Origin of the sequence: Variovorax rhizosphaerae (genome assembly GCF_037889975.1) — a bacterium.
In the GTDB taxonomy this organism is placed as follows: domain Bacteria; phylum Pseudomonadota; class Gammaproteobacteria; order Burkholderiales; family Burkholderiaceae_C; genus Variovorax; species Variovorax rhizosphaerae.
The window spans coordinates 219394-242697 of record NZ_JBBKZT010000003.1; the positions used below are offsets into that span (position 1 = coordinate 219394).

Here is a 23304-nt window from a genome sequence, read left to right on the forward strand (position 1 = left end):
GAGCAGCCACCTCTGGTGGCCGCCCGGAGCGCCGAAGGCGCATCGGGGGTAGCCCATTTCATCAGCCTCTGAGCCAGGGGCGGGGGCCGCCCATGACGTGAACATGGAGATGATGCACCTCCTGCCCGCCCTCCGCACCGGTGTTCACCACCACGCGGAAACCGCCCTTTGGATACGGATTGCACCCCGCCTCGACCGCGAGCTTGGGAGCGAGGGTCATGATCTTGCCCATCAGAGCGGAATCTTCCGGCGTCAGTTGCGCCATCGAAGGGATGTGGCGCTTGGGCACCAGCATGAAATGGACGGGCGCCCACGGCGCGATGTCATGGAAGCCGAACAGGTCGTCGTCTTCGTACATCTTGCGCGACGGGATCTTGCCTTCGATGATTTTGCAGAAGATGCAATTGGGATCAGACGACACTCGTTGTCTCCATGGGTTGGCCGGCGTTCATGCGCACCATGCCCTTGATGATGCGGTACAGGAACCAAAGCGAAATCAGTGCCCAGGCGATCCAGCCGGGCACCAGCAGCAACAGCCAGAGCGGCGCTGTCAGCAGGTAGGCGAGTCCGGCCCACAGCACCGAGCGAATCCGCCAGGCAAAGTGCGATTCCTGCCAGCTACCGACTGCTTCGTCGCGCTTGACCAAGTCGATGATCAAGGCGATCAGCAGCAGCGCGATCGATGCCTGCGCCCCCGGCAGCACCGCGCCGACGGCGACGATCAAATGCATGAAATAGCTGATCCAGCCGATCGTCTTGAGCGAATCGTTGGCGGGGACTGGCACGATGTCGTTCGTCATGGCGTGTCCTTTGTTCAATCGTTGGACGCTTCCCGATCCTGCGCCTTGCGCAGGGCCTTTTCCTCGATGCCGCTGGTGCCTTCGCGGCGCATCAGCTCAGCAACGACCTCACGTGGCGACAGGCCATAGTGCGCCAGCGCCACCATGCTGTGGAACCACAAGTCAGCCACTTCGTTCACTATTTTTGCGCGATCGCCGCCATGGTCGGCATCTTTGGCCGCCATGACAACCTCTGTGGCTTCCTCGCCGATCTTTTTAAGGAAAGAGTCCGGCCCCCGGTGCAAGAGACGGGCCACATAGCTCTTGTCCGGGTCACCGCCGCGCGCGGGAAGGCGGCTTTCGATGACGGCGGCGAGGCGGTCCAGTGCGTCGGTGTTCATGCTGTCCATCACTTGTAGATCGATTCCGGGTCCTTCAAGACCGGCTCCACGGCTGACCACTGGCCGTCCTGGAGCTTGCTGAAGAAGCAGCTGTGGCGGCCGGTGTGGCAGGCAATGCCGGGCTCGTGGCCGAGTTGGGTGACCTTCAGCAGCACCACGTCGTTGTCGCAGTCGACCCGGATCTCGTGCACGGCCTGCACATGGCCGGACTCCTCGCCCTTGAACCAGAGCTTGTTGCGGGAGCGGCTGAAGTACACGGCGCGGCCCAGTTCCGCCGTCTTGCCGAGCGCCTCGCGATTCATCCAGGCGAACATCAGCACGTCGTTGCTGCCCTGCTCCTGTGCGATCACCGGCACCAGGCCGTTCGCGTCCCATTTCACTTGATCAAGCCAATTCATCAGCGGATTGTCGGTGATTGGAAAAGGCTGAATTTTTGGCGGGATGCCGTGCATCCCGCGCGCAGGCCATGGGCGCTGGCCCGCAGGGACGGTGGGTGTGGCACATGAGGCAAACGAGCCAGGGCCGAGTCAAATCCGGACGGGAATGCCGCGCGCCGCCATGCGCTGCTTGGCCTCGCCGACGGTGTGCTCGCCATAGTGGAAGATGCTGGCCGCCAGCACGGCATCGGCACCGCCCTGCTGCACGCCGTCGGCCAGGTGGTCGAGGTTGCCGACCCCGCCGGACGCGATCACCGGCACGCCGACCGCGTCGCTGACGGCGCGGGTCAGGGCGAGGTCGAAGCCGCTCTTGGTGCCGTCGCGGTCCATGCTGGTCAGCAGGATCTCGCCGGCACCGCGGCGCGCCATCTCGGCGGCCCATCGAACGGCGTCCAGGCCGGTGTTCTTGCGGCCGCCGTGGCTGTAGACATCCCAGCCCGGGCCGGCCGCCTTGCCGTCAGTACCGATGCGGACTTCATCCTCGGCGGTGCGGCGCTTGGCGTCGATCGCGACCACGATGCATTGGGCGCCGTATTTGTGCGAGGCGGCATCGATGACGCTCGGATCGGCGATGGCGGCCGAGTTGAAACTGGTCTTGTCGGCGCCCGCGTTGAGCAGGCGGCGCACATCGGCCACGGTGCGCACGCCGCCGCCCACCGTCAGCGGAATGAAGACTTGCGAGGCCACGGCCTCGATGATTGGCAGGATCAGGTCGCGGCCGTCGCTGGTGGCGGTGATATCGAGGAAGGTCAGCTCGTCGGCGCCCTGCGCGTTGTAGCGCGCCGCGATCTCGACCGGGTCACCGGCGTCGCGCAGTTCGAGGAAGTTGACGCCCTTCACGACGCGGCCGCCGGTCACGTCGAGGCAGGGAATGATGCGTTTGGCAAGCATGGATCGGGGTTTCAGAGGACGGTGAGTTCCTGCCACGCCTGCCATTGGGCGCCGGGCGGGAGGGTGATGTTGTCGTCGATACGGGCCGCTTCCACGCACAGCATGTGGCGGTAGCCGTCGTCGGGCATGTCGGCCAGCTTGGCGCTGAGGACGGGGCCGGGGTTCCAGACCACGGTTTCAGTGCAGGTGGCGCTCTGGGCGATCTGCAGCGTGCCCGAGGGCTGGACGAGTTTCAGCGGTGCGGACGGGGCGCCGTAGACGTTGTCGAATTCGGCGGTGAAGTGCAGGGCTTGCGCCGGCTCGGCGTAGCGCTCGTCGCGCAAGGAATCCCAGCATGGAGCGCCCTGAAGCCCCTCGAGACGGGCATGCGCGATGTCGTCGACCTGCAGGTAGCTGTGCAGCGCCAGCGCGAAGCTGATAGGCGCCGCATCGGTGTTGGCCACATCGAGCGTGACGCGCAGTTGCCGCGGCGCGAGCGCCACCGTGAGCTGGAGGCTGAAAGCGTGTGGCCAGAGGGCGCGGGTGGCGTCGTCGTCGCGCAGCGACATCACCAGTTGCCCGTCGCTGGACGGCATCGCCTGCCAGGGCAGGTTGCGGGCGAAGCCATGCTTGGGCAGCGTCCCGCGCACGTTGAACTGGGGCCAGCAGACCGGGATGCCGCCGCGGATGGCTGCCTTGCCGTCGAACAGCGCCTCCGAGCTCAGGTAGATGCGCTCCACGCCATCGGCGGTGGTCCACGAAAGCAGGTGTGCGCCGTGCACCGCAACGACGACGCGGTCGCCGGCGGGCAGGTCGAGCGCCAACGCGGGCTGGCCACGGAACTGGAGGGATTGGATCGGCATGCTTCCGATTCTATGGAGGCCTCGGGCAAGTCCCGCGAGGACGCACGTCTCGACAAAGGTGGCACTCCCCGGCCGTTCGGTGCAGACTTCATGCTTCAGGGCGGAATTGAATACCGAGCAGTCGCCGCCGGTACGGTTCGCCCTGAAATCGCGGCCGGCGACCCATCCCGAATTTCCATCTCCATGAAGGGGTTCGCAGCATGAAAAAGAAGTTCCCTCCGGCCATTACGATCCTGATCGCGATGGTGGTCGGCATCCTGGTCGGCTACATGATCTTCAAGAGCTTCCCGGACAAGAAGACGGCCACGGAGATCGCAGGCTACATTTCGATCATGTCGGATGTGTTCCTGCGGCTGATCAAGATGCTGATCGGCCCGCTGGTGTTTTCCACGCTCGTCGTGGGCATCGCGCACATGGGGGATGCGGCCTCGGTCGGCCGGGTATTCGGCAAGGCACTGGGGTGGTTCATCACCGCCTCGCTGATCTCCCTGGTGATCGGGCTGGTCATGGCCAACCTGCTGCAGCCGGGCGTCAACCTCGGGCTGCCGCTGCCGGACATCGGCGCGTCGGCCAACCTGGCGACTTCCAAGTTCACGCTGAAAGATTTCGTCAGCCACCTGGTTCCCAAATCCTTCGCCGAGGCGATGGCCAACAACGAGATCCTGCAGATCGTGGTGTTCTCGATGTTCTTCGGCGTGGCGCTGGCTTCGCTGGGGGACAAGGCGAAGACGCTGGTGAATGCCATCGACGAACTGTCGCACGCCATGCTCAAGATCACGGGCTACGTGATGAAGCTGGCCCCGGTGGCGGTGTTTGCGGCCATGGCGGCGACGGTGGCGGTGAACGGGCTGGAGATCCTCCTGAAGTTCGCCGTGTTCATGATGGATTTCTACCTCGGCCTGTTCGTGTTGTGGGGCGTGCTGATCGGTGCCGGTGTCCTGTTCCTTGGGCCGCGCTTGTTCAAGCTGCTGGTGCTGATCAAGGAAGCTTTCCTGCTGTCTTTCGCCACCGCGAGTTCTGAAGCGGCCTATCCCAAGATCCTCGATGCGCTCGACCGCTTCGGCGTCAAGCGCAAGATTTCCAGCTTCGTGATGCCGATGGGCTACTCGTTCAACCTCGACGGTTCGATGATGTATTGCACCTTCGCCGTGCTGTTCATCGCGCAGGCCTACAACATCCATCTGTCGCTCGGCACGCAGTTCACGATGCTGCTGATCCTGATGCTGACGTCGAAGGGCATGGCGGGTGTGCCGCGTGCCTCGCTGGTGGTGATTGCCGCGACGCTGAACCAGTTCAACATCCCGGAGGCGGGGCTCTTGCTGATCCTGGGCGTGGACACCTTCCTCGACATGGGTCGCTCGGCCACCAACGCGGTCGGCAATTCGATCGCCACCGCCGTGGTGGCCAAGTGGGAAGGTGAGTTGCTGCCTGAAGCCGAGGCCGAGGCCAATGCGCGCAAGCTCGACGTCGAAAGCGCCGCGACGCTGGCGCATCCGGTGCACGCCTGATGCATGTGAGACAAGCCATGAACACCGCATGCATGCGGCTGCTCGCCGCGACCTTGATGGCATGGGGACTGGGCCTCGCGAACGCGCAGGCGCAGAGCGACGCGGAGCTGACCGGCACGCTGGCCAAGGTGCGCAACGCGGGCACCGTGACCATCGGCTACCGCGAATCGTCGATCCCCTTCTCCTATCTCAACGCCCGCAAGGAACCCATCGGCTATTCGGTCGAGCTGTGCAAGCAGCTGGTCGACATGGTCGGCGAAGCCGTTCACAAGACGCTCGAGATCAAGTGGGTGCCGGTGACCGCTGCCTCGCGCATCGATGCGGTGGCCAATGGGCAGGTCGATATCGAATGCGGCTCGACCACCAGCAACCTCGAGCGCCAGAAGCGCGTGGCTTTCTCGCCGACGATCTTCGTCTCAGGCACCAAGCTGCTGGTGAAGAAGGGCTCGCCGGTGAAGGAGTACCGCGACCTCGCCGGCAAGACGGTGGCGGTGACCGCAGGTACCACCAATGAGAAGACGATGAAGGACCTGTCGGCACGTTTCAAGCTCAACATGAACATCGTCGTGTCGAGCGACCATGCCGAGTCTTTCGGGCTGGTAAAGGCCGGCAAGGCCGATGCGTTCGCCACCGATGATGTGCTGCTCTTCGGCTTCATTGCGGAAGACAAGGCCGCCACCAAGGGCCCGAGCGACTACCAGGTGGTAGGCGACTTCCTCTCGTACGACCCTTATGGCGTGATGTACCGCAAGGACGATCCGCAGATGGCGAAGGTGGTCAACGAGTCCTTCCAGGTGCTGGCGCAGGATGGCGAGATCGAGCGGCAGTACAAGCGCTGGTTCCTGCGCAAGCTGCCGTCGGGCATCAGCCTGGACCTGGCGATGAGCCCGCAACTCGAGACGATCCTGCAGACCATGGCGGTGAAGTCCGAATAAGCGCCGCGCTCTCCGCGCGGCGAGTTTGCACTCTTGCCAGAACGTGTCCGCGTTGCGTTCCGGCACGAACGCTCGTCGTCGTTTACCCGAATGCTGTAGCACCAAGGGCCCCATTTCGTTGCGGCCTGCATAACCGCAGGCATGATTTGCATGGCTCGCTGTTGGCGAGGGCACGGTTTTGACATGAAATCGCTGCCGGACTGTCACGTCCAAGGTTTACTACAAGCAAATAGAGGGGGGACGAATGAAGAAAAAGATACCTGCGGCCATATGGATCCTGATCGCCATGGTGGTCGGGATATTGCTGGGCTACATGGTTTTCAAGAGCTTTCCGGACAAGAAGGCTGCCGGTGAAATCGCGGGCTACATCTCGATCATGTCGGATGTGTTCCTGCGGCTGATCAAGATGCTGATCGGGCCCCTGGTGTTCTCGACGCTGGTGGTGGGCATCGCGCACATGGGCGACGCATCCTCCGTCGGACGGGTGTTCGGCAAGGCGCTGGGCTGGTTCGTGACCGCCTCGCTGATCTCGCTGGTGCTGGGCCTCATCATGGCCAACCTGCTGAAACCAGGCGTCAACCTCGGGCTGCCGCTGCCGGACATCGGCGCCTCGGCCAACCTGGCAACCTCCAAGTTCACGCTGAAGGATTTCGTCAGCCACCTGGTGCCGAAGTCCTTCGCGGAAGCCATGGCCCACAACGAGATCCTGCAGATCGTCGTCTTCTCGATGTTCTTCGGCGTGGCACTCGCTTCGCTGGGCGAAAAGGCCAAGACACTCATCAATGCCATCGACGAGCTCGCGCACGCCATGCTCAAGATCACCGGCTACGTGATGAAGCTGGCCCCGCTGGCCGTGATGGCCGCGATGGCTGCCACCGTGTCCGTCAACGGCCTGGAAATCCTGTTGAAGTTCGCCGTGTTCATGGGTGACTTCTACCTCGGCCTGTTCGTGCTGTGGGCAGTGCTGATCGGCGCCGGTGTGTTGTTCCTCGGCCCACGCGTGTTCAAGCTGCTGGTGCTGATCAAGGAGGCCTTCCTGCTGTCCTTTGCCACCGCGAGCTCCGAAGCGGCCTATCCAAAGATCCTGGACGCGCTGGACCGTTTCGGCGTCAAGCGCAAGATCTCCAGCTTCGTGATGCCGATGGGCTACTCGTTCAACCTCGATGGCTCGATGATGTATTGCACCTTCGCCGTGCTGTTCATCGCGCAGGCCTACAACATCGAGTTGTCGCTGGGCACGCAGATCACGATGCTGCTGATCCTGATGCTGACGTCGAAGGGCATGGCGGGTGTGCCGCGTGCCTCGCTGGTGGTGATCGCGGCCACGCTGAACCAGTTCAACATTCCCGAGGCCGGCTTGTTGCTGATCCTGGGCGTGGACACCTTCCTCGACATGGGTCGCTCGGCCACCAATGCGGTGGGCAACTCGCTCGCCACGGCCGTGGTCGCCAAGTGGGAAGGTGAGCTGCTGCCGGAAGCGGAAGCCGCAGCGAACGCCAAACTGCTCGACGCCGAGGCCGCCGCCACCGCGGCCAAGCCGGCCCACGCCTGAGCATGACCATGAACTTCGCATGCTCGGCATGGAGGCTGGCGAAGGGGTCGATGGCCGCGGGGCTGTTTGCGGCTGCTGCCCTCGGCGCCGGCATGTCCAGCGCCCAGGCGCAGTCGGACGCGCCGCTCGCTGGCACGCTGGCCAAGGTGCGCAACGCGGGCGCCGTGACCATCGGCTACCGCGAGTCGTCGATTCCGTTCTCCTACCTCAACGACCGCAAGGAGCCCATCGGCTATTCGATCGAGCTGTGCAAGCAGCTGGTCGATGCGATGAGCGAAGCGGTGCACAAGACGCTCGCGACCAAGTGGGCGCCGGTGACGGCGGCATCGCGCATCGATGCAGTGGCCAATGGCCAGGTCGACATCGAATGCGGCTCGACCACCAGCAACCTGGAACGCCAGAAGCGGGTGGCCTTCTCGCCCACGATGTTCGTCTCCGGTACCAAGCTGCTGGTCAAGAAGGGCTCCCCGGTGAGAGATTACCGCGACCTCGCCGGCAAGGCGGTGGCGGTGACCGCGGGCACCACCAACGAGAAGACCATGCGTGACTTGTCGGAACGCTTCAAGCTCAACCTCAACATCGTGGTGTCGGCAGACCATGCCGAATCCTTCGGACTGGTGAAGGCCGGCAAGGCCGATGCGTTCGCGACCGATGACGTGCTGCTGTACGGCCTGATCGCGGAGGACAAGGCGGCCACCAAGGGCCCGAGCGACTACCAGGTGGTGGGCGACTTTCTCTCGTACGACCCGTACGGCGTGATGTATCGCAAGAACGACCAGCAGATGGCGCGGGTGGTCAACGAGGCTTTCGAGACGTTGGCTCAAGATGGCGAAATCCAGCGCCAGTACAAGCGCTGGTTCCTCCGCAAGCTGCCATCGGGCATCAGCCTGGACCTCGCCATGAGCCCGCAGCTCGAGACCATCCTGCAGACCATGGCGGTCAAGTCGGAATAAAAGAAGAAGCTACCTGAACGCTGTCACACGCGGCCCGCACCGGCAACGGTTGCGGGCCTTTTTTTTGGGCGCTTGGGACGGGACTGCGCTCAGGCCGCGTCGGCCAGTTCGTCGGCGCGCGCCTGTGCCGCAGAGAAATCCAGATCGCCCGAATAGATCGCGCGACCGCAGATCACGCCTTCGACGCCGTCCGGCTCGACCGCGCAGAGCATCTCGATGTCGGCCATGTTCGACAGGCCGCCCGACGCGATCACCGGGATCGTCAGCGCTTGCGCCAGGCGCACCGTCGCCTCGATGTTGATGCCCGAGAGCATGCCGTCGCGACCGATGTCGGTGTAGATGATCGATTCGACGCCGTAGTCTTCGAACTTCTTGCCGAGGTCGGAGACTTCATGGCCGGTGAGCTTGCTCCAGCCATCGGTGGCGACCTTGCCGTCCTTGGCATCGAGGCCGACGATGATGTGGCCGCCGAAGGCGCTGCAGGCGTCCTTGAGGAACCCCGGGTTCTTGACCGCGGCGGTGCCGATGATCACGTAGCGCAGGCCGTCGTCGATGTAGCGCTCGATGGTGTCGAGGTCGCGGATGCCGCCGCCGAGTTGCACCGGGATTTCGTCGCCCACGGCGCGCAGGATCGAACGGATGGCGGCGTGGTTCTGCGGCTTGCCGGCAAAGGCGCCGTTCAGGTCGACCAGGTGCAAGCGGCGCGCGCCGGCTTCGAGCCACTTGCGCGCCATCGCGGCCGGGTCTTCACTGAAGATGGTGGACTGGTCCATGTCGCCCTGCTTGAGGCGAACACAGTGACCGTCCTTGAGATCGATGGCGGGAATCAGCAGCATGGCAAGGCAACCCGGAGGGAGGCTTTAGGGGTTCCAGTGGAGGAAGTTGCGGTAGAGCTGCAACCCGTGGTCGGCACTCTTTTCAGGGTGGAACTGGGTCGCAAAAATATTATCGCGCGCGATGGCCGCCGTAAAGCGCGAACCATAGTCGGCTTCGCCGACGCTGTGCTTCGCATCAGCAGGGCGCGCGTAGAAACTGTGCACGAAATAGAAGTAGCTGTTGTCGGGCACGCCGGCCCACACGGGGTGCGGTTGCGCCTGCACGACCTGGTTCCAGCCCATCTGGGGCACCTTGAAGCGGCTGCCGTCGGGCTGGGTGCGGCCGGCGAGATCGAACTTGACGACGCGGCCCGGGATCAGCCCGAGGCCATCGGTCGGGCCTTCGTCGCTGGACGACAGCAGCATCTGCATGCCGACGCAGACGCCGAACAGCGGCTTGCTGGCAGCCGCTTCGAGCACCGACTCCTGCAGGCCCGAATCGCGCAACTCGCGCATGCAGTCCGGCATCGCGCCCTGCCCCGGCAGCACCACGCGGGTGGCCTTGCGCACCACTTCGGGGTCCGACGTGACGAAGACCTGCACGCCGACCTGGTCGGCCGCATGCTGCACGGCCTGCGAAACGGAGCGCAGGTTGCCCATGCCGTAGTCCACGACCGCGACGGTGTTTGCGACTGAATTCATGGCGTGAAGCGCAGGCGGGACGATCGCTGCAAACCGGACAAGCTGGAAACTTTCAGAGGGAGCCCTTGGTCGAGGGAATGACGCCGGCGGAACGCGGATCGAGTTCGAGCGCGCCGCGCAAGGCGCGTGCAAAGGCCTTGAACACGGTTTCGCACTGGTGGTGCGCGTTCACACCCTTGAGGTTGTCGATGTGCAGCGTGACCAGGGCATGGTTGGCAAAACCCTGGAAGAACTCGTAGGTGAGCTGGCTGTCGAAGGTGCCGATCATGCCGCTGGTGAAGGGCACGTGCATTTCCAGGCCCGGGCGGCCGGAAAAATCGATCACCACTCGGCTCAGCGCCTCGTCGAGCGGCACGTAGGCGTGGCCGTAGCGGCGGATCCCCTTCTTGTCGCCAACCGCCTTGAAGACCGCCTGGCCCAGCGTGATGCCGACGTCCTCGACCGTGTGGTGGCCGTCGATGTGCAGGTCGCCCTCGCAGTCGATGTCGAGGTCGATCAGGCCGTGGCGGGCGATCTGGTCGAGCATGTGGTCGAAGAAGCCGATGCCGGTGGACAGCTTGGCCTTGCCGCTGCCGTCCAGATTGACGCTGACGGTGATTTTTGTTTCGGCGGTGTTGCGGGCGACGGTCGCGGTGCGCGCGCCGGCCGCAACGACTGCCTCGGGTGCCGTGGGGGTATTCATAAGGATGCTTCGAGCGCTGTCATCATCCGCGCATTTTCGTCGGATGTCCCGACCGTCAAGCGCAGGCAGTTGGCCAGCAAGGGGTGCATTCTAGAAACGTTCTTGATGAGCACGCCGTGCGCCTTCATTCCGTCAAAGGTCTTTGCTGCATCGGGCACGCGGATCAGCACCATGTTGGCGTCGCTCGGCCAGTGCTTGACGGCCTCCATGCGGCCGAGCGCCTGCAGGATGCGCGCACGCTCCTCGCGGATCTGCGCGGCCTGCGAGTCGAACACATCCGCATGCTCGAGCGCGAACAGCGCGCACTCGCAATTGAGCACGCTGATGTTGTAGGGCGGGCGCACCTTGTCGATTTCGGCGATGAGCGCCGACGGCCCCATGAGGTAGCCGAGCCGCACGCCCGCCAGGCCGAATTTGCTCAGCGTGCGCATCAGCAGCACATGGCTGTGCTGCGCGGCCTTGCCGACGTAGCTCTTGCCGGCGAATGGCTGGTAGGCCTCGTCGATGACGACCAAGCCGCCCTGCTCGCCTTGCGCCGCGATGATGCGGTCGATGACGGCTTCGTCCCACAGGTTGGCGGTCGGGTTGTTGGGGTACGCGAGGTAGACGATGGCCGGCTTTTCCTGCGCGATGTCGGCGAGCATGGCAGCTTCGTCGAGTTCGAAATCGGCCGTGAGCGGCACGCCGACGAACTTCAAGCCCTGCAGTTGCGCGCTCATCGCGTACATCACGAAGCCCGGCACCGGCGCCATGACGGTGGCGCCCGGCAGGTCGCAGGCGATGGCCAGCAGGGAGATCAATTCGTCGGAGCCATTGCCCAGCATCAGGTCGAAACCTTCGGGCATCCCGGCATGGGCGGCGAGTCCGCGCTTGAGGTCGTTGCCACGATCCCCGGGGTAGCGGTTGAGTGCGAGCGCGCCGAGACGCTGGCCCAACTCGGCCTGCAGCGCGGGCGGCAGGCTGAAGGGGTTTTCCATCGCGTCGAGCTTGAGCAATCCGCGTGCGTCCTGCACGGCATAGGCGTGCATGGATTGGACGTCGGCGCGGATGCGGCCGAGCGCGCCGGCGTGGGTCTGGGGAGCGTTCATGTCAGTGTTCAATGGGTGCAGCGGTAGCTGTTTTGCAGTGCATTCGACATGACCAGTTGCACCGGCATGTCCGCCTCGTAGCTGTCGGCGTTGCGGGCGAGTTCGCCCTGGTAGAGGGAGCGGGCCATGGCCGGTTCCAGGCGGCGGCCTTCGACGCAGAACAGGGGTTTCTGGCCGCTGCGCCGCTCGGCATCACTCGCCTCGCGCAGCCCTTCGAGCACGCCGACGAGGTAGTAGCCCGCGTAGGCCTTGCCGTCCTTTTCCGTGGCTTCGAGCGTGCGCATTTCGCGGATCGACATGGCATGCGTCACGGCGCCGCCCGCCAGCAGCGTCCACAGGACGGCCGCGCGAAATGCGGGACGGCAGCGTGCGAGCGAAGCGCGGGCAAAGATGCTCATGAATGTTCGATCGGATTCTCGATGGCCGGATCAGTTTCGCTGGCAAGGCGACGATGCGTAGCGCCTATTCCCTTGCGGATGGTGGAATCAGTTCGAGCCGCATTTCGGCCGCGCGTGCGTGGGCCTGAAGCCCCTCGCCGTAGGCCAGTTCCGCCGCGATCGGGCCCAGCACCTTGGCACCCTGCGCGCTGACCTCGATCAGGCTGGAACGCTTCTGGAAGTCGTAGACGCCCAGCGGCGACGAGAAGCGCGCCGTACCCGAGGTCGGCAGCACGTGGTTCGGGCCCGCGCAGTAGTCGCCCAGGCTCTCGCTCGTGAAGGCGCCGAGGAAGATCGCGCCGGCGTGCTTCAGCAACGGCTCCCAGCGGTACGGCTCCTGGCTGCTGACTTCCAGATGCTCTGGCGCGATGCGGTTGCTGATGGCGCAGGCCTCTTCCATGTCGCGCGTCTGGATCAGCGCGCCGCGGCCGTTGAGCGAGGCAGTGATGATGTCGGCGCGCGGCATCTGCGGCAGCAGCTTGTCGATGGAGGCCTGCACCGCGTCGATGTAGGCCGCGTCAGGGCACAGCAGGATGCTCTGCGCCAGCTCGTCGTGCTCGGCCTGGCTGAACAGGTCCATGGCCACCCAGTCGGGCGGGGTGCTGCCGTCGGCCAGCACCAGGATCTCGCTCGGGCCGGCGATCATGTCGATGCCCACGGTGCCGAAGACGCGGCGCTTGGCGGCAGCCACGTAGGCGTTTCCAGGGCCGGTGATCTTGTCGACGGCGGGAATGGTTTCGGTGCCGTAGGCCAGGGCCGCGACGGCCTGCGCGCCGCCGATGGTGAAGGCGCGCGACACGCCGGCCACGAAGGCGGCGGCCAGCACCAGCACGTTGCGCTCGCCCTTGGCCGAGGCGGCGGCACCGGAGCCACCGGTCGCCACGCTGCCCTTGGCCGGGGTCGGCACGACCATGATGATCTCGCCGACGCCGGCCACGTGGGCCGGGATCGCGTTCATCAGCAGGCTCGACGGATAGGCGGCCTTGCCGCCCGGCACGTAGATGCCGACGCGGTCCAGCGGCGTCACCTTCTGGCCCAGCAGCGTGCCGTCGGCATCGCGGTAGGTCCAGCTTTCGCCGCTCGCCTTCTTCTGGGCCTCGTGGTAGCTGCGCACGCGTGCCGCCGCCGCCTGCAAGGCATCGCGCTGCGCCTGCGGCAGGGAGTCGAAGGCTTCCTTGAAATCGGCCTGCGTGAGTTCCAGGTCGCCCACCGTCGCTGCCTCGAGGCCGTCAAAGCGGCGCGTGTACTCGAGCACCGCTGCGTCGCCGCGCTTCTGCACATCGGCCAGCACGTCGGCGACCACCTTCTCGATGGCCGCATCGTCATCTGCGGACCAATGCAGCCGCGCCTTGAACTCGGCCTCGAAGCTGGCCGAAGTCGTGGAAAGACGGAGAGGAGCGGCTGTCAGGGTCATGGCGTCAGGAGGGCTGGATGGCAGACGCGAAGGCGTCGATGATGCGGCGGATCGGCTCGCGCTTGAGCTTGAGCGCGGCCTGGTTGACGACCAGGCGGGCGCTGATGTCCATGATGCGCTCGACCTCGACCAGGTGATTGGCCCGCAGCGTGTTGCCGGTCGAGACGATGTCGACGATGGCGTCGGCCAGCCCGGTGAGCGGCGCGAGTTCCATGCTGCCGTAGAGCTTGATCAGGTCGACGTGCACGCCCTTGGTGGCGAAGTGGTCGCGCGCGATGGCGACGAACTTGGTCGCAATCTTCAGGCGCGCGCCCTGGCGCACCGCGTGGGCATAGTCGAAATCCTCTCGCGCGGCCACACTCATGCGGCAGGCGGCGATCTTGAGGTCCAGCGGCAGGTAGAGGCCGGCCGTGCCGTGCTCGATCATGGTGTCGAGGCCGGTCACGCCCAGGTCGGCGCCGCCCCACTGCACATAGGTCGGCACGTCGGAGGCGCGCACCAGCAGCACGCGCACGTCGGGCTGCGAGGTCGGCAGGATCAGCTTGCGCGACTTCTCCGGGTCCTCGGTGACCTCGATGCCGGCGGCCGCCAGCAGCGGCAGCGTCTCGTCGAAGATGCGGCCCTTGGACAGGGCGATCGTGATGGTCATGCGGTGACTCTTTCGCTGATGCGCTCGATCTCCGCGCCGATGCCGCGCAGCTTGGCTTCCATGCGGTCGTAGCCACGGTCGAGGTGGTAGATGCGGTCGACCAGCGTCTCGCCGTCGGCCACCAGGCCGGCGATGACCAGGCTGGCCGAGGCGCGTAGGTCGGTCGCCATCACGGTTGCGCCCGACAACTGTTGCACGCCCTCGACCACGGCCACCTTGCCGTCGTGCTGGATGCGGGCGCCGAGGCGCAGCATTTCGTCGACGTGCATGAAGCGGTTCTCGAAGATGGTCTCGGTCACCGTCGAGGTGCCGGTCGAGATTGCGTTGAGCGCCATGAACTGCGCCTGCATATCGGTCGGGAAGCCCGGGTATTCGGTGGTGCGGAAGCTTTGCGCCTTGAGGCGGCCGGAGGCTTTCACGCGCACGCCGCCCTCCACTGCCGTCACAGTCGCACCGGCTTCGATGAGTTTCTCGATCACGGCTTCCATGTGCTCGGCGCGCGCATGGCGCAGCAGCACGTCGCCGCCGGCCGCCGCCACTGCGCAGAGGAAGGTTCCGGCCTCGATGCGGTCGGCCACGACGCGGTGCGTGCAGCCGTGCAGGCGCTCCACACCCTGGACGTGGATTCGGCTGCTGCCATGGCCTTCGATTTTCGCGCCCATCGAGATCAGCATCTCGGCCAGGTCGGGGATCTCCGGCTCCTGAGCGGCGTTCTCGAGGACTGTCTCGCCTTCGGCCAGCGCGGCGGCCATGAGGAAGTTCTCGGTGCCGGTGACAGTGACCATGTCGGTCGTGATGCGGGCGCCATGCAGGCGCTTTCCGCCCCCGCGCACGCCAGCCACCATGTAGCCGTGTTCGACCGAGATGTCCGCACCCATGGCCTGCAGGCCCTTGATGTGCTGGTCCACCGGACGCGAGCCGATTGCGCAGCCGCCGGGCAACGACACGCGGGCCCTGCCGAAGCGCGCCAGCAGCGGGCCCAGCGCGAGCACGGAGGCGCGCATGGTCTTGACCAGTTCGTAGGGCGCCTCGGGGTTGTGCAGTGGGCCGGCGTCGATGCGGACCGTGCCGTTGTCATCGCGCTCGGCCGTCACGCCCATGTTGCGCAGCAACTTCAGCATGGTCGACACGTCTTGCAGGCGCGGCACGTTGTGCAGCGTGACCGGCTCGTCGGTCAGCAGCGCGGCGCACAACTCGGGCAGCGCGGCGTTCTTGGCGCCTGAAATCAGCACCTCGCCGCTGAGCTTGCGCCCGCCGCGAATCAACAATTTGTCCATCAGGAATCCAGGGAGTGGCCGAAAGGGCCCGGTACTATTTCTGCGCCGCCCATTCGGCCGGCGTGTAGGTCTTCATCGAGAGCGCATGCACTTCGTCGGTGTGCATTTTCGCACCGAGGGTGGCGTAGACCTTCTGGTGTCGCTTGATCGCGCGCTGGCCCTCGAACTCGGCCGACACGATGGTCGCGAACCAATGCCGGCCGTCGCCTTCGAGCGAAAGGTGTTCGCACGGCAGGCCGGCGGCGATGATGGCTTTGAGTTCTTCAGCAGTCATGGTGATACGAGTTCAATGGAAAGCGCCCCTTTACCGGCCGATCCGAGGCGCGGGTACGCCCCCAGCGAGAGGATGGGAGTTGCGCACAGAAAGCGCAGCGACGAGGGGCGCGCCATGTTCAGCCACGAATCTTGTAGCCGATGCGCAGCAGGTGAACCGCCACCGCGCTCACGAACAGCCAGGCCGTGCCCACGATCCCGAAGCTCAGCCACGGCGACGCATCGCTCACACCGAAGAAGCCGTAGCGGAACCCGTCGATCATGTAGAAGAACGGATTCAGGTGGCTGACCTTCTGCCAGAACGGCGGCAGCGAGCCGATCGAATAGAACACGCCGGACAGGAAGGTCATCGGCATGATCAGGAAGTTCTGGAACACCGCCATCTGGTCGAACTTTTCGGCCCAGAGACCGGCGATGAGGCCCAGTGTGCCGAGCATCGCGGCGCCCAGGAAGGCGAAGACGACGATCCACAGCGGCGCGACGAAATCCGGCATCGCGAAGAACATGGTCACGGCAAACACGCCGATGCCCACCGCCAGCCCCCGGATGATCGACGACCCGACATAGGCCAGGAACCAGCCCCAATGCGACAGCGGCGTGAGCAGCACGAACACGAGGTTGCCCATGATCTTGCTCTGGATGATCGAGGACGAACTGTTGGCGAAGGCGTTCTGCAGCACGCTCATCATCACCAGGCCGGGCACCAGGAACGCCGTGTAACCCACGGTGCCGTACACCGTCACGCGGCCTTCGAGCACATGGCCGAACACCATGAGGTACAGCAGCGCCGTCAGCACCGGCGCGCCGACGGTCTGGAAGCCGACCTTCCAGAATCGCAGCGTTTCCTTGTAGAGCAGCGCGCGCCAACCCGTGACGGCCATCATCAGAGGGCCTCCAGACTGGCCAATTGCGCTTTCACGGGGCGCGAGATCTGCACGAAGTTATTCATCGCGCCACCTCCAGCGGCGTCTGCTCGCCCGCCATCAGGTCGATGAACACGTCTTCCAGATCCGCCTTGCGCATCTCGACGTCTTCCACCGCCACGCCGGCTTCGCGGATCGAGGCCAGCAATTGCTCCACCTCGAGCGCGTTGCGCGCCGGCAGTTGCACGATGCGCCCGGTGATGCGGGCGTGTTGCGCGATGGCCCAAGGCAGATCGCCATCGGTCTTGAAGCGCAGCACATTGCTGTGCGCGCCGCTCAGCAAGGCACTGGTGCTGTCGAGCGCGATCACGCGGCCCAGCTTCAGCATCGCGATGCGATTGCACAGCGCCTCGGCTTCTTCCAGGTAGTGCGTGGTCAGCAGCACCGTGCTGCCCTGCTTGTTGAGCTTGGCGACGAACTGCCACAGCGTCTGCCGCAACTCGACGTCGACACCGGCAGTAGGCTCGTCCAGCACGATCACCGGCGGCTTGTGCACCAGGGCCTGCGCCACCAGCACACGCCGCTTCATGCCGCCAGAAAGCTGTCGCATGTTGGCCGAGGCCTTGTTGGTCAGCCCGAGGCTTTGCAGCAACTCGTCGATCCAGGCCTCGTTGTTGCGGATGCCGAAATAGCCCGACTGGATGCGCAGCGACTCGCGCACGTTGAAGAAAGGGTCGAACACCAGCTCCTGCGGCACGATGCCAAGCTGGCGTCGCGCCTGCGCATAGTCGCGCTGCACGTCGAAACCGTGCACGCTGATGCTGCCCGCCGTGGGCCGCGACAGCCCGGCAAGCATGCTGATGAGGGAAGTCTTGCCGGCGCCATTGGGACCGAGCAAGCCGAAGAATTCGCCCTCTTCGATCTGGAAGGAAACCTCATCGACCGCGCGCAGGCCCGATTTGCCTTGGGCCCGTTGCTGACGTGAGGGGGGATAGGTCTTGGAGACCGATTGGAACGAGATCGCGGGCATGGGAGCCCACGATTTTATGCTGCGCCCGGTTTTCTCAGGGTGCAGCCGGCAAAAGGCCTGCAACGCCGTACAGCGCGGCCAACTCGCGCAGCCTGGACGGCAAGCCCTTCACCGCAAAGCCGCGCCCTGCCGCGCTGGCCTCGCGGCGGCATTCGAGAAGCACTGCGATGGCCGAAGAATCGAACTGCTTCAGCGCGCTGGCGTCCACCACCGTCACCGAGTCATGGGTGGCCGCCTGCCCCTGCTGCAGCATGCGCAGGCAGGCCGGGGCGTCGTCGTGCAGGAGGCGGGTCGGCAGCACCAGCATGGTCGTCAGCTCTTGGCGCTGTTGCCCTTGTTGCGCGCGGCCAGTGCAGCGATCAGGCCGTCGATGCCCTTGCTGTTGATCTCCTGGGCAAACTGGGTGCGGTAGGTGTCGACGAGCCAGATGCCCATCACGTTGAGGTTGTAGATCTTCCAGCCACTGCCCTCGCCGGGAGTCTTTTCGAGCCGGTAGTCGAGCTGGATCGGCTCGCCGCCGCCAGCGCCGCGGACCTCGGTGCGCACCAGCACTTCCTTCTCGTCTGCCGAACCGCGGAACGGCTTCACGGTCACGTTCTGGTCGGTCACCTGATCGAGCGCGCCAGCGTAGGTGCGCACCAGCAGCAGCTTGAACTCTTCCTGCAGGCGCTTCTGCTGCTCGGGCGTGGCCGTGCGCCAGGCCTGGCCGACGGCCGAGGCCGTCATGCGCTGGAAGTTCAGGTTCGGCATGACCTTGGCATCGACCAGCGCCATGATCTTGTTGATGTCGCCGGCCTTGATCGACTTGTCGTTGCGGATCATGTCGAGCACCTCGGTCGTGAGGCGCTTGACCAGCGCGTCGGGCGCCTCATCGGCGGCGCGGGCGGGGCGCATGTAAACGGCCGCCCCACTGAACAACACCGCACTGGTCAAGGCAAAACGACCGAATGCGCGGCGTTTCAGAATCTGGTTCATCTGGTAATTCCTTCTTCTCAAAGCGGGCCACAAGGGGCCCTAACGCATCAGAGCGACGCCCGGCAGACACAGTTCCCGCAAAACGCAAAGGCTCGCCCGCAACCAAACGCCAGCGACATGGGATCAACGACCGCGGCCGTCATCTTCGTCGTCGTTGCTTGGCTTGCCGTCGTCCACGTCGGCTTGGCGGCGCTGCAGCCAGATGTCGCGCGTGAACGAATATTTGTCGAGCGCGGCATCGCCCAGGAACTGGCTGGCGCGCAGGAATTGTGCACGCGCATCCACCACGCGGATGATGTAGCTGATATCGCGCGCCGCCACCGGCCGAATCGCCGCCACGCCGTCGCCGTTGAGGTCCACCAGCAACGCCGCGGTATCGCGCACCGTCGACGGACCGAGCACCGGCAACATGATGTAGGGGCCGGGCGGCACGCCCCAGCGGCCCAGGGTCTGGCCGAAGTCTTCCCGGTGCCGCTCGATGCCGAGCTCGGTGGCGACGTCGAGAATGCCGCCAAGCCCGAACACAGTGTTCACGTTCAGACGCATGAAGGTCTGGGCACTGTGCTCCGCCCGCAATTGCATCACGCTGTTGGCAAAGTTCCAGACGTCTCCGATGTTGTTGAAGAAGTTACCCACGCCGGTGCGGACAGGCTGCGGCAGCGCTGCTCGGTAGGCCCTGGCCGCGGGTATTAGCACGGCCTCATCGAGGGCGTCGTTGAAGCGGAACACAGCGCGATTGAATGGCTCGAACGGATCGACGGGGCTGGTGGTCTGGCCGCTGGCATAGCCCGCCATCAACGCGAAGCCGACCGCTGCGCCGGCAAGGCGAATGCGACCGGCCATCTTTCGGACGGCGCTGCATGGGACGGGACTGCGTTTCATTTCTTGCTGTTGTTCTGCTGCGAGCCTTCGGCCGCCTTGCTGTAGAGGAACTGGCTGATCAGGTTCTCCAGCACGACCGCCGACTGTGTGGCCGTGATCGTGTCACCAGGCTGCAACGTCTTTTCCTCGGCACCCGCCTCGATCCCGATATATTGCTCGCCCAGCAGGCCGCTGGTCAGGATCTTGAGCGAGCTGTCCTTCGGGAAACTGTAACGAGTTTGCAGGGCCAGCGTGACGGTGGCCTGGTAATTCTTGTCATCGAAGGCGATGGCGTCGACCCGGCCCACCACGACGCCCGCGCTCTTGACCGCGGTCTGGGGCTTGAGGCCGCCAATGTTGTCGAAGCGCGCCTTGACCGAGTAGGTCTTCTGGAAATTGACGCTCAGCAGGTTGGCCGATTGCAAGGCGAGGAACAGCAATGCCGCCGCGCCGATCAGCACGAACAGGCCGACCCAGATGTCTTTGTTGGAGCGTTGCATTTACTTCCTCCCTCCTAAATGTTGAACATCATCGCGGTCAGCAGGAAATCCAGCCCCAGCACGGTGAGGGATGCCATCACCACCGTTCGTGTGGTAGCGCGCGAAACGCCCTCGGGTGTCGGTTGCGCCTCATAACCTTGCAGCAACGCGATGAAAGTGACAGTGAATCCGAACACGATGCTCTTGATCACGCCATTGCCGACATCGCGCCACACGTCCACGCCGCCTTGCATCTGGCCCCAGAACGAGCCTGCATCGACGCCCAGCATGACCACGCCGACGATGTAGCCGCCGATCACACCAACCGCGCTGAACACCGCCGCCAGCAGCGGCATGGTGATGACGCCCGCCCAGAACCGCGGCGCGAGGATGCGCACCACTGGATCGACGGCCATCATCTCCATGGCGCTGAGTTGCTCGCCGGCCTTCATGAGGCCGATCTCCGCCGTGAGCGATGTGCCTGCGCGACCCGCGAACAGCAGCGCAGCCACCACCGGGCCGAGCTCTCGCACCAGGCCCAGCGCCACCAGCAGACCAAGCGCTTCGGCCGATCCGTAGCGCTGCAAGGTGTAGTAGCCCTGCAGCCCCAGTACGAAACCGACGAAAAGCCCCGACACCGCAATGATCGCGAGCGAATAGTTGCCGAGGAAATGGATCTGGTCCCGCACCAGGCCGAAGCGCCGGAATGCCTTGGCGCCGGGCCCGAGCAGCCGCACGAACAACCCGGCCGCATGGCCGATGTTCGCGAGCTTGCTCCGCACGGCGAAGCCGATGTCGGAAGGTCGCCACCAACTCATCGATGCCCCCGCGACTGGCAGGTCCTGTCGCTCATGCACGACCTCCTTGCGAGTCGCCAAAGTCGTCGGCCACGCTGACTCCAGGGTAGTGAAAACGAACCGGGCCGTCCGGCAATGCGTTCACGAACTGGTGCACCAAGGGGTCTTCGCTCTTGCGCACCTCGTCCGGTCGGCCCTGCGCGGCGATGCCACCGTTGGCCAGCACGATCACGTGATCGGCGATGCGGAAGGTTTCCTCGAGGTCGTGCGACACGATGATGCTGGTCAGGCCGAGCGTGTCGTTGAGTTGGCGGATCAGGCGCGCCGCGGTGCCGAGGGAGATCGGGTCGAGGCCGGCGAAAGGCTCGTCGTACATGACCAGATCGGGGTCGAGTGCGATCGCGCGGGCCAGCGCCACGCGCCGCGCCATGCCGCCCGACACCTCGCTGGGCATCAGGTCGCGCGCGCCGCGCAGGCCGACCGCGTCGAGCTTCATGAGCACGATGTCGCGCACAAGGGCCTCGGGCAACCGGGTGTGCTCACGCAATGGAAAGGCGACGTTGTCCAACACGCTCATGTCCGTGAACAGCGCACCGAACTGGAACAGCATGCCCATGCGGCGCCGCGCCGCATAGAGTGCGGTCGGCGCCATCTTGCCGACGTCCTGGCCGTCGAAAAGCACCTGCCCGCCCTGTGCACGCTGCTGGCCACCGACAAGACGCAACACGGTTGTCTTGCCGCCGCCGGACGCACCCATGAGCGCGGTCACCTTGCCCCGTGGCACGCTGAAGGACACCCCGCTCAGGATGACGCGCGCGCCATAGCCGAACGTGACGTCCTTGAATTCGATCAGTGGTGGGGGTGTAGTGCTCATGAAACAGAAAAGCCGGGAACCCTCTCAGGCATCCCGGCTCAGCGGCCCCCTATGATAAATGAACCATGGGGCGGAGCTTCCCAAGTCGATTTGGCGCTGCCCTCTCGACTGGACTCCCCCCTGGGGAGCGGGCCGGGTGCAGCCCGGCCCTGGGGGCTTGGTAGCGGTCAACGCGGCAGGTCGCTGTACCCCATGAGGAACTCGTCCACGGCCCGCGCGCCCTGCCGGCCTTCGCGGATGGCCCAGACCACCAACGACTGGCCGCGACGGATGTCACCCGCAGCAAACACCTTCGGCACGTTGGTCGCGTAGCCGCCGGTGAACTCCACCGTCGCCTTGGCATTGCCGCGCGCATCCTTCTCGACACCGAAGGCATCCAGCACGCTCGCGACCGGGCTCACGAAGCCCATGGCCAGCAGCACCAGGTCGGCCTTGAGGATCTTCTCGCTGCCGGCGACCTCGACCATCTTGCCGTCCTTCCATTCGACGCGAACGGTCTTCAGGCCGGTGACCTTGCCCTTGTCGCCGATGAATTCCTTGGTCGAGATGGCGAACTCACGCTCGCAGCCTTCTTCATGGCTGGAGCTGGTGCGCAGCTTGATCGGCCAGTAGGGCCAGGTCATCGGGCGGTTTTCTTCCTCGGGCGGCTGCGGCATCACCTCGAACTGCGTGACGCTGACGGCGCCGTGGCGGTTGCTGGTGCCGACGCAGTCGGAGCCGGTGTCGCCGCCGCCGATCACGATGACATGCTTGCCGTCGGCGCGGATCTGGCCCTTGACCTTGTCGCCCGCGTTGACCTTGTTCTGCACCGGCAGGAATTCCATCGCGAAATGGATGCCGTCGAGGTCGCGACCGGGCACAGGCAGGTCGCGCGACTGCTCGGCGCCGCCGGTCAGCAGCACGGCGTCGAATTCCTTGTCGAGTTGCTCGGGCGTGATGGTTTCCTTGGCCCAGTTGATGACCTTGGAGCCCTTGCCGAGCGGATCCTTCGCGGCACCGACCATCACGCCGAGGCGGAAGGTCACGCCCTCGGCTTTCATCTGCTCGACGCGGCGATCGATGTGCGACTTCTCCATCTTGAAGTCCGGGATGCCGTAGCGCAGCAGGCCGCCGACGCGGTCGTTCTTCTCGAACAGCGTCACGTCATGGCCGACACGCGCGAGTTGCTGCGCCGCCGCCATGCCGGCCGGGCCGGAGCCGACCACGGCAACCTTCTTGCCGGTCTTGATGCGGGCCGGACGCGCCTCGACCCAGCCTTCGTCCCAGGCGCGGTCGATGATCGCGTGCTCGATCGACTTGATGCCGATGGCGTCGTCGTTCACGTTCAGCACACAGGCCGCTTCGCACGGGGCGGGGCAGATGCGGCCGGTGAACTCGGGGAAGTTGTTGGTCGAGTCCAGCACCGCGAAGGCGCTTTGCCAGTCGTCGCGGTAGACCAGGTCGTTGAAGTCCGGAATGATGTTGTTGACCGGGCAGCCGCTGTTGCAGAAGGGCGTGCCGCAGTCCATGCAGCGCGCACCCTGCACCTTCGCTTGCGCCGGCGTCAGGCCGACGACGAATTCCTTGTAGTGCTTGACACGCTCGTCGACAGGCTTGTAGCCCTCCTCGATGCGCTCATGCTCCATGAAGCCGGTGATTTTTCCCATCGTGAATCCTTTTACACCCCCGTTGCTTGCTCACTTCGTGTAGCCGCCTCCCCCTCAAGGGGGCAACACCAACGGCCCGGCAAAGCCGGTTCCATGGTGTTTCCCGAAGGGGTCGAGGCAGTTGCATCGGATGTGGGCCGCGGG

The 23304-nt window shown here is 65.0% G+C and carries 28 protein-coding genes; 4 read left to right on the plus strand and 24 right to left on the minus strand.

Translation table 11 applies throughout. The features are described from left to right. Window positions 1–61 precede the first annotated feature (61 nt). From WKW82_RS07635 to WKW82_RS07660, 6 genes are all read right to left on the minus strand, one after another. Window positions 62–421, minus strand: coding sequence for a histidine triad nucleotide-binding protein (locus WKW82_RS07635; protein WP_213953164.1), 360 nt, complete (start codon window positions 419–421; stop codon window positions 62–64). Continuing rightward, window positions 411–800 (minus strand): DUF4870 family protein, encoded by a 390-nt coding sequence (locus WKW82_RS07640; RefSeq protein WP_340341668.1) that lies wholly within the window; start codon window positions 798–800, stop codon window positions 411–413. Before WKW82_RS07640 ends, WKW82_RS07635 begins: the two co-directional genes overlap by 11 nt. Window positions 801–814: 14 nt before the next feature. Then, window positions 815–1180, minus strand: a complete 366-nt coding sequence (locus tag WKW82_RS07645) for a phosphoribosyl-ATP diphosphatase (protein ID WP_422823436.1) — start codon at window positions 1178–1180, stop codon at window positions 815–817. Window positions 1181–1188: 8 nt separating this feature from the next. After that, window positions 1189–1578, minus strand: coding sequence for a phosphoribosyl-AMP cyclohydrolase (gene hisI, locus WKW82_RS07650; protein ID WP_340341670.1), 390 nt, complete (start codon window positions 1576–1578; stop codon window positions 1189–1191). Between the two features lie 129 nt (window positions 1579–1707). Further along, on the minus strand, window positions 1708–2508 hold the full coding sequence (gene hisF, locus WKW82_RS07655; RefSeq protein ID WP_340341671.1) for an imidazole glycerol phosphate synthase subunit HisF: 801 nt from the start codon (window positions 2506–2508) through the stop codon (window positions 1708–1710). Window positions 2509–2519: 11 nt separating this feature from the next. Further along, window positions 2520–3350 carry a D-hexose-6-phosphate mutarotase gene (locus tag WKW82_RS07660; RefSeq protein ID WP_340341672.1) on the minus strand — a complete coding sequence of 277 codons (831 nt, stop codon included), beginning with the start codon at window positions 3348–3350 and terminating at the stop codon, window positions 2520–2522. 200 nt (window positions 3351–3550) lie between these two features. On the opposite strand from WKW82_RS07660, the gene WKW82_RS07665 reads away from it, so the two are divergent. The 4 genes from WKW82_RS07665 (at window position 3551) to WKW82_RS07680 (ending at window position 8298) form a co-directional block, all read left to right on the plus strand. Next, the gene (locus WKW82_RS07665; protein WP_340341673.1) at window positions 3551–4858 is read left to right on the plus strand and encodes a dicarboxylate/amino acid:cation symporter; all 1308 of its coding nucleotides are present in this window, start codon (window positions 3551–3553) and stop codon (window positions 4856–4858) included. A gap of 17 nt (window positions 4859–4875) precedes the next feature. Beyond that, entirely contained in the window at window positions 4876–5793 is a 918-nt protein-coding gene (locus tag WKW82_RS07670) for an amino acid ABC transporter substrate-binding protein (RefSeq protein ID WP_422823437.1), read from the plus strand. A gap of 244 nt (window positions 5794–6037) precedes the next feature. Next, window positions 6038–7345: a dicarboxylate/amino acid:cation symporter gene (locus WKW82_RS07675; RefSeq protein WP_340341674.1), complete on the plus strand. Its 1308-nt coding sequence runs from the start codon at window positions 6038–6040 to the stop codon at window positions 7343–7345. Between the two features lie 2 nt (window positions 7346–7347). Further along, window positions 7348–8298, plus strand: coding sequence for an amino acid ABC transporter substrate-binding protein (locus WKW82_RS07680; RefSeq protein ID WP_422823438.1), 951 nt, complete (start codon window positions 7348–7350; stop codon window positions 8296–8298). Between the two features lie 89 nt (window positions 8299–8387). On the opposite strand, the gene hisA is transcribed toward WKW82_RS07680, so the two are convergent. The 18 genes from hisA to WKW82_RS07770 form a co-directional block, all read right to left on the minus strand. Continuing rightward, window positions 8388–9134 (minus strand): 1-(5-phosphoribosyl)-5-[(5-phosphoribosylamino)methylideneamino]imidazole-4-carboxamide isomerase, encoded by a 747-nt coding sequence (gene hisA, locus WKW82_RS07685; protein ID WP_340341676.1) that lies wholly within the window; start codon window positions 9132–9134, stop codon window positions 8388–8390. A gap of 24 nt (window positions 9135–9158) precedes the next feature. After that, a complete protein-coding gene (gene hisH, locus WKW82_RS07690) occupies window positions 9159–9815 on the minus strand; it encodes an imidazole glycerol phosphate synthase subunit HisH (protein WP_340341677.1) in 657 nt (218 codons plus the stop codon). Window positions 9816–9867: 52 nt separating this feature from the next. After that, a complete protein-coding gene (gene hisB / locus WKW82_RS07695) occupies window positions 9868–10497 on the minus strand; it encodes an imidazoleglycerol-phosphate dehydratase HisB (RefSeq protein WP_340341678.1) in 630 nt (209 codons plus the stop codon). Further along, the gene (hisC, locus tag WKW82_RS07700) at window positions 10494–11585 is read right to left on the minus strand and encodes a histidinol-phosphate transaminase (protein WP_340341679.1); all 1092 of its coding nucleotides are present in this window, start codon (window positions 11583–11585) and stop codon (window positions 10494–10496) included. Before hisC ends, hisB begins: the two co-directional genes overlap by 4 nt. A gap of 8 nt (window positions 11586–11593) precedes the next feature. Continuing rightward, entirely contained in the window at window positions 11594–11983 is a 390-nt protein-coding gene (locus WKW82_RS07705; RefSeq protein WP_340341680.1) for a hypothetical protein, read from the minus strand. Window positions 11984–12047: 64 nt separating this feature from the next. Further along, window positions 12048–13436, minus strand: coding sequence for a histidinol dehydrogenase (gene hisD / locus WKW82_RS07710; protein ID WP_340341681.1), 1389 nt, complete (start codon window positions 13434–13436; stop codon window positions 12048–12050). A gap of 4 nt (window positions 13437–13440) precedes the next feature. Then, complete coding sequence (gene hisG / locus WKW82_RS07715; RefSeq protein ID WP_213953147.1) at window positions 13441–14085, minus strand: ATP phosphoribosyltransferase; 645 nt, start codon at window positions 14083–14085, stop codon at window positions 13441–13443. Then, window positions 14082–15362, minus strand: coding sequence for a UDP-N-acetylglucosamine 1-carboxyvinyltransferase (murA, locus tag WKW82_RS07720; RefSeq protein ID WP_340341682.1), 1281 nt, complete (start codon window positions 15360–15362; stop codon window positions 14082–14084). The genes hisG and murA overlap by 4 nt, the downstream gene beginning before the upstream one ends. Before the next feature lie 34 nt (window positions 15363–15396). Then, on the minus strand, window positions 15397–15636 hold the full coding sequence (locus WKW82_RS07725; protein ID WP_340341683.1) for a BolA family protein: 240 nt from the start codon (window positions 15634–15636) through the stop codon (window positions 15397–15399). Window positions 15637–15754: 118 nt separating this feature from the next. After that, complete coding sequence (locus tag WKW82_RS07730; RefSeq protein WP_340341684.1) at window positions 15755–16519, minus strand: ABC transporter permease; 765 nt, start codon at window positions 16517–16519, stop codon at window positions 15755–15757. A 61-nt stretch (window positions 16520–16580) separates the two neighbouring features. After that, window positions 16581–17528 (minus strand): ABC transporter ATP-binding protein, encoded by a 948-nt coding sequence (locus WKW82_RS07735; protein WP_340341685.1) that lies wholly within the window; start codon window positions 17526–17528, stop codon window positions 16581–16583. Window positions 17529–17562: 34 nt separating this feature from the next. Beyond that, on the minus strand, window positions 17563–17835 hold the full coding sequence (locus tag WKW82_RS07740) for an STAS domain-containing protein (protein WP_340341686.1): 273 nt from the start codon (window positions 17833–17835) through the stop codon (window positions 17563–17565). Between the two features lie 5 nt (window positions 17836–17840). Then, complete coding sequence (locus tag WKW82_RS07745) at window positions 17841–18503, minus strand: MlaC/ttg2D family ABC transporter substrate-binding protein (protein WP_340341687.1); 663 nt, start codon at window positions 18501–18503, stop codon at window positions 17841–17843. Window positions 18504–18626: 123 nt separating this feature from the next. Then, on the minus strand, window positions 18627–19298 hold the full coding sequence (locus WKW82_RS07750; protein WP_340341688.1) for an MlaA family lipoprotein: 672 nt from the start codon (window positions 19296–19298) through the stop codon (window positions 18627–18629). A gap of 83 nt (window positions 19299–19381) precedes the next feature. Beyond that, complete coding sequence (gene mlaD / locus WKW82_RS07755; RefSeq protein ID WP_340341689.1) at window positions 19382–19864, minus strand: outer membrane lipid asymmetry maintenance protein MlaD; 483 nt, start codon at window positions 19862–19864, stop codon at window positions 19382–19384. 14 nt (window positions 19865–19878) lie between these two features. Continuing rightward, complete coding sequence (mlaE, locus tag WKW82_RS07760; protein WP_340341979.1) at window positions 19879–20661, minus strand: lipid asymmetry maintenance ABC transporter permease subunit MlaE; 783 nt, start codon at window positions 20659–20661, stop codon at window positions 19879–19881. 31 nt (window positions 20662–20692) lie between these two features. Continuing rightward, window positions 20693–21514, minus strand: a complete 822-nt coding sequence (locus WKW82_RS07765) for an ABC transporter ATP-binding protein (RefSeq protein ID WP_340341690.1) — start codon at window positions 21512–21514, stop codon at window positions 20693–20695. Between the two features lie 167 nt (window positions 21515–21681). Continuing rightward, window positions 21682–23160, minus strand: a complete 1479-nt coding sequence (locus WKW82_RS07770) for a glutamate synthase subunit beta (protein ID WP_340341691.1) — start codon at window positions 23158–23160, stop codon at window positions 21682–21684. Window positions 23161–23304: the final 144 nt, after the last annotated feature.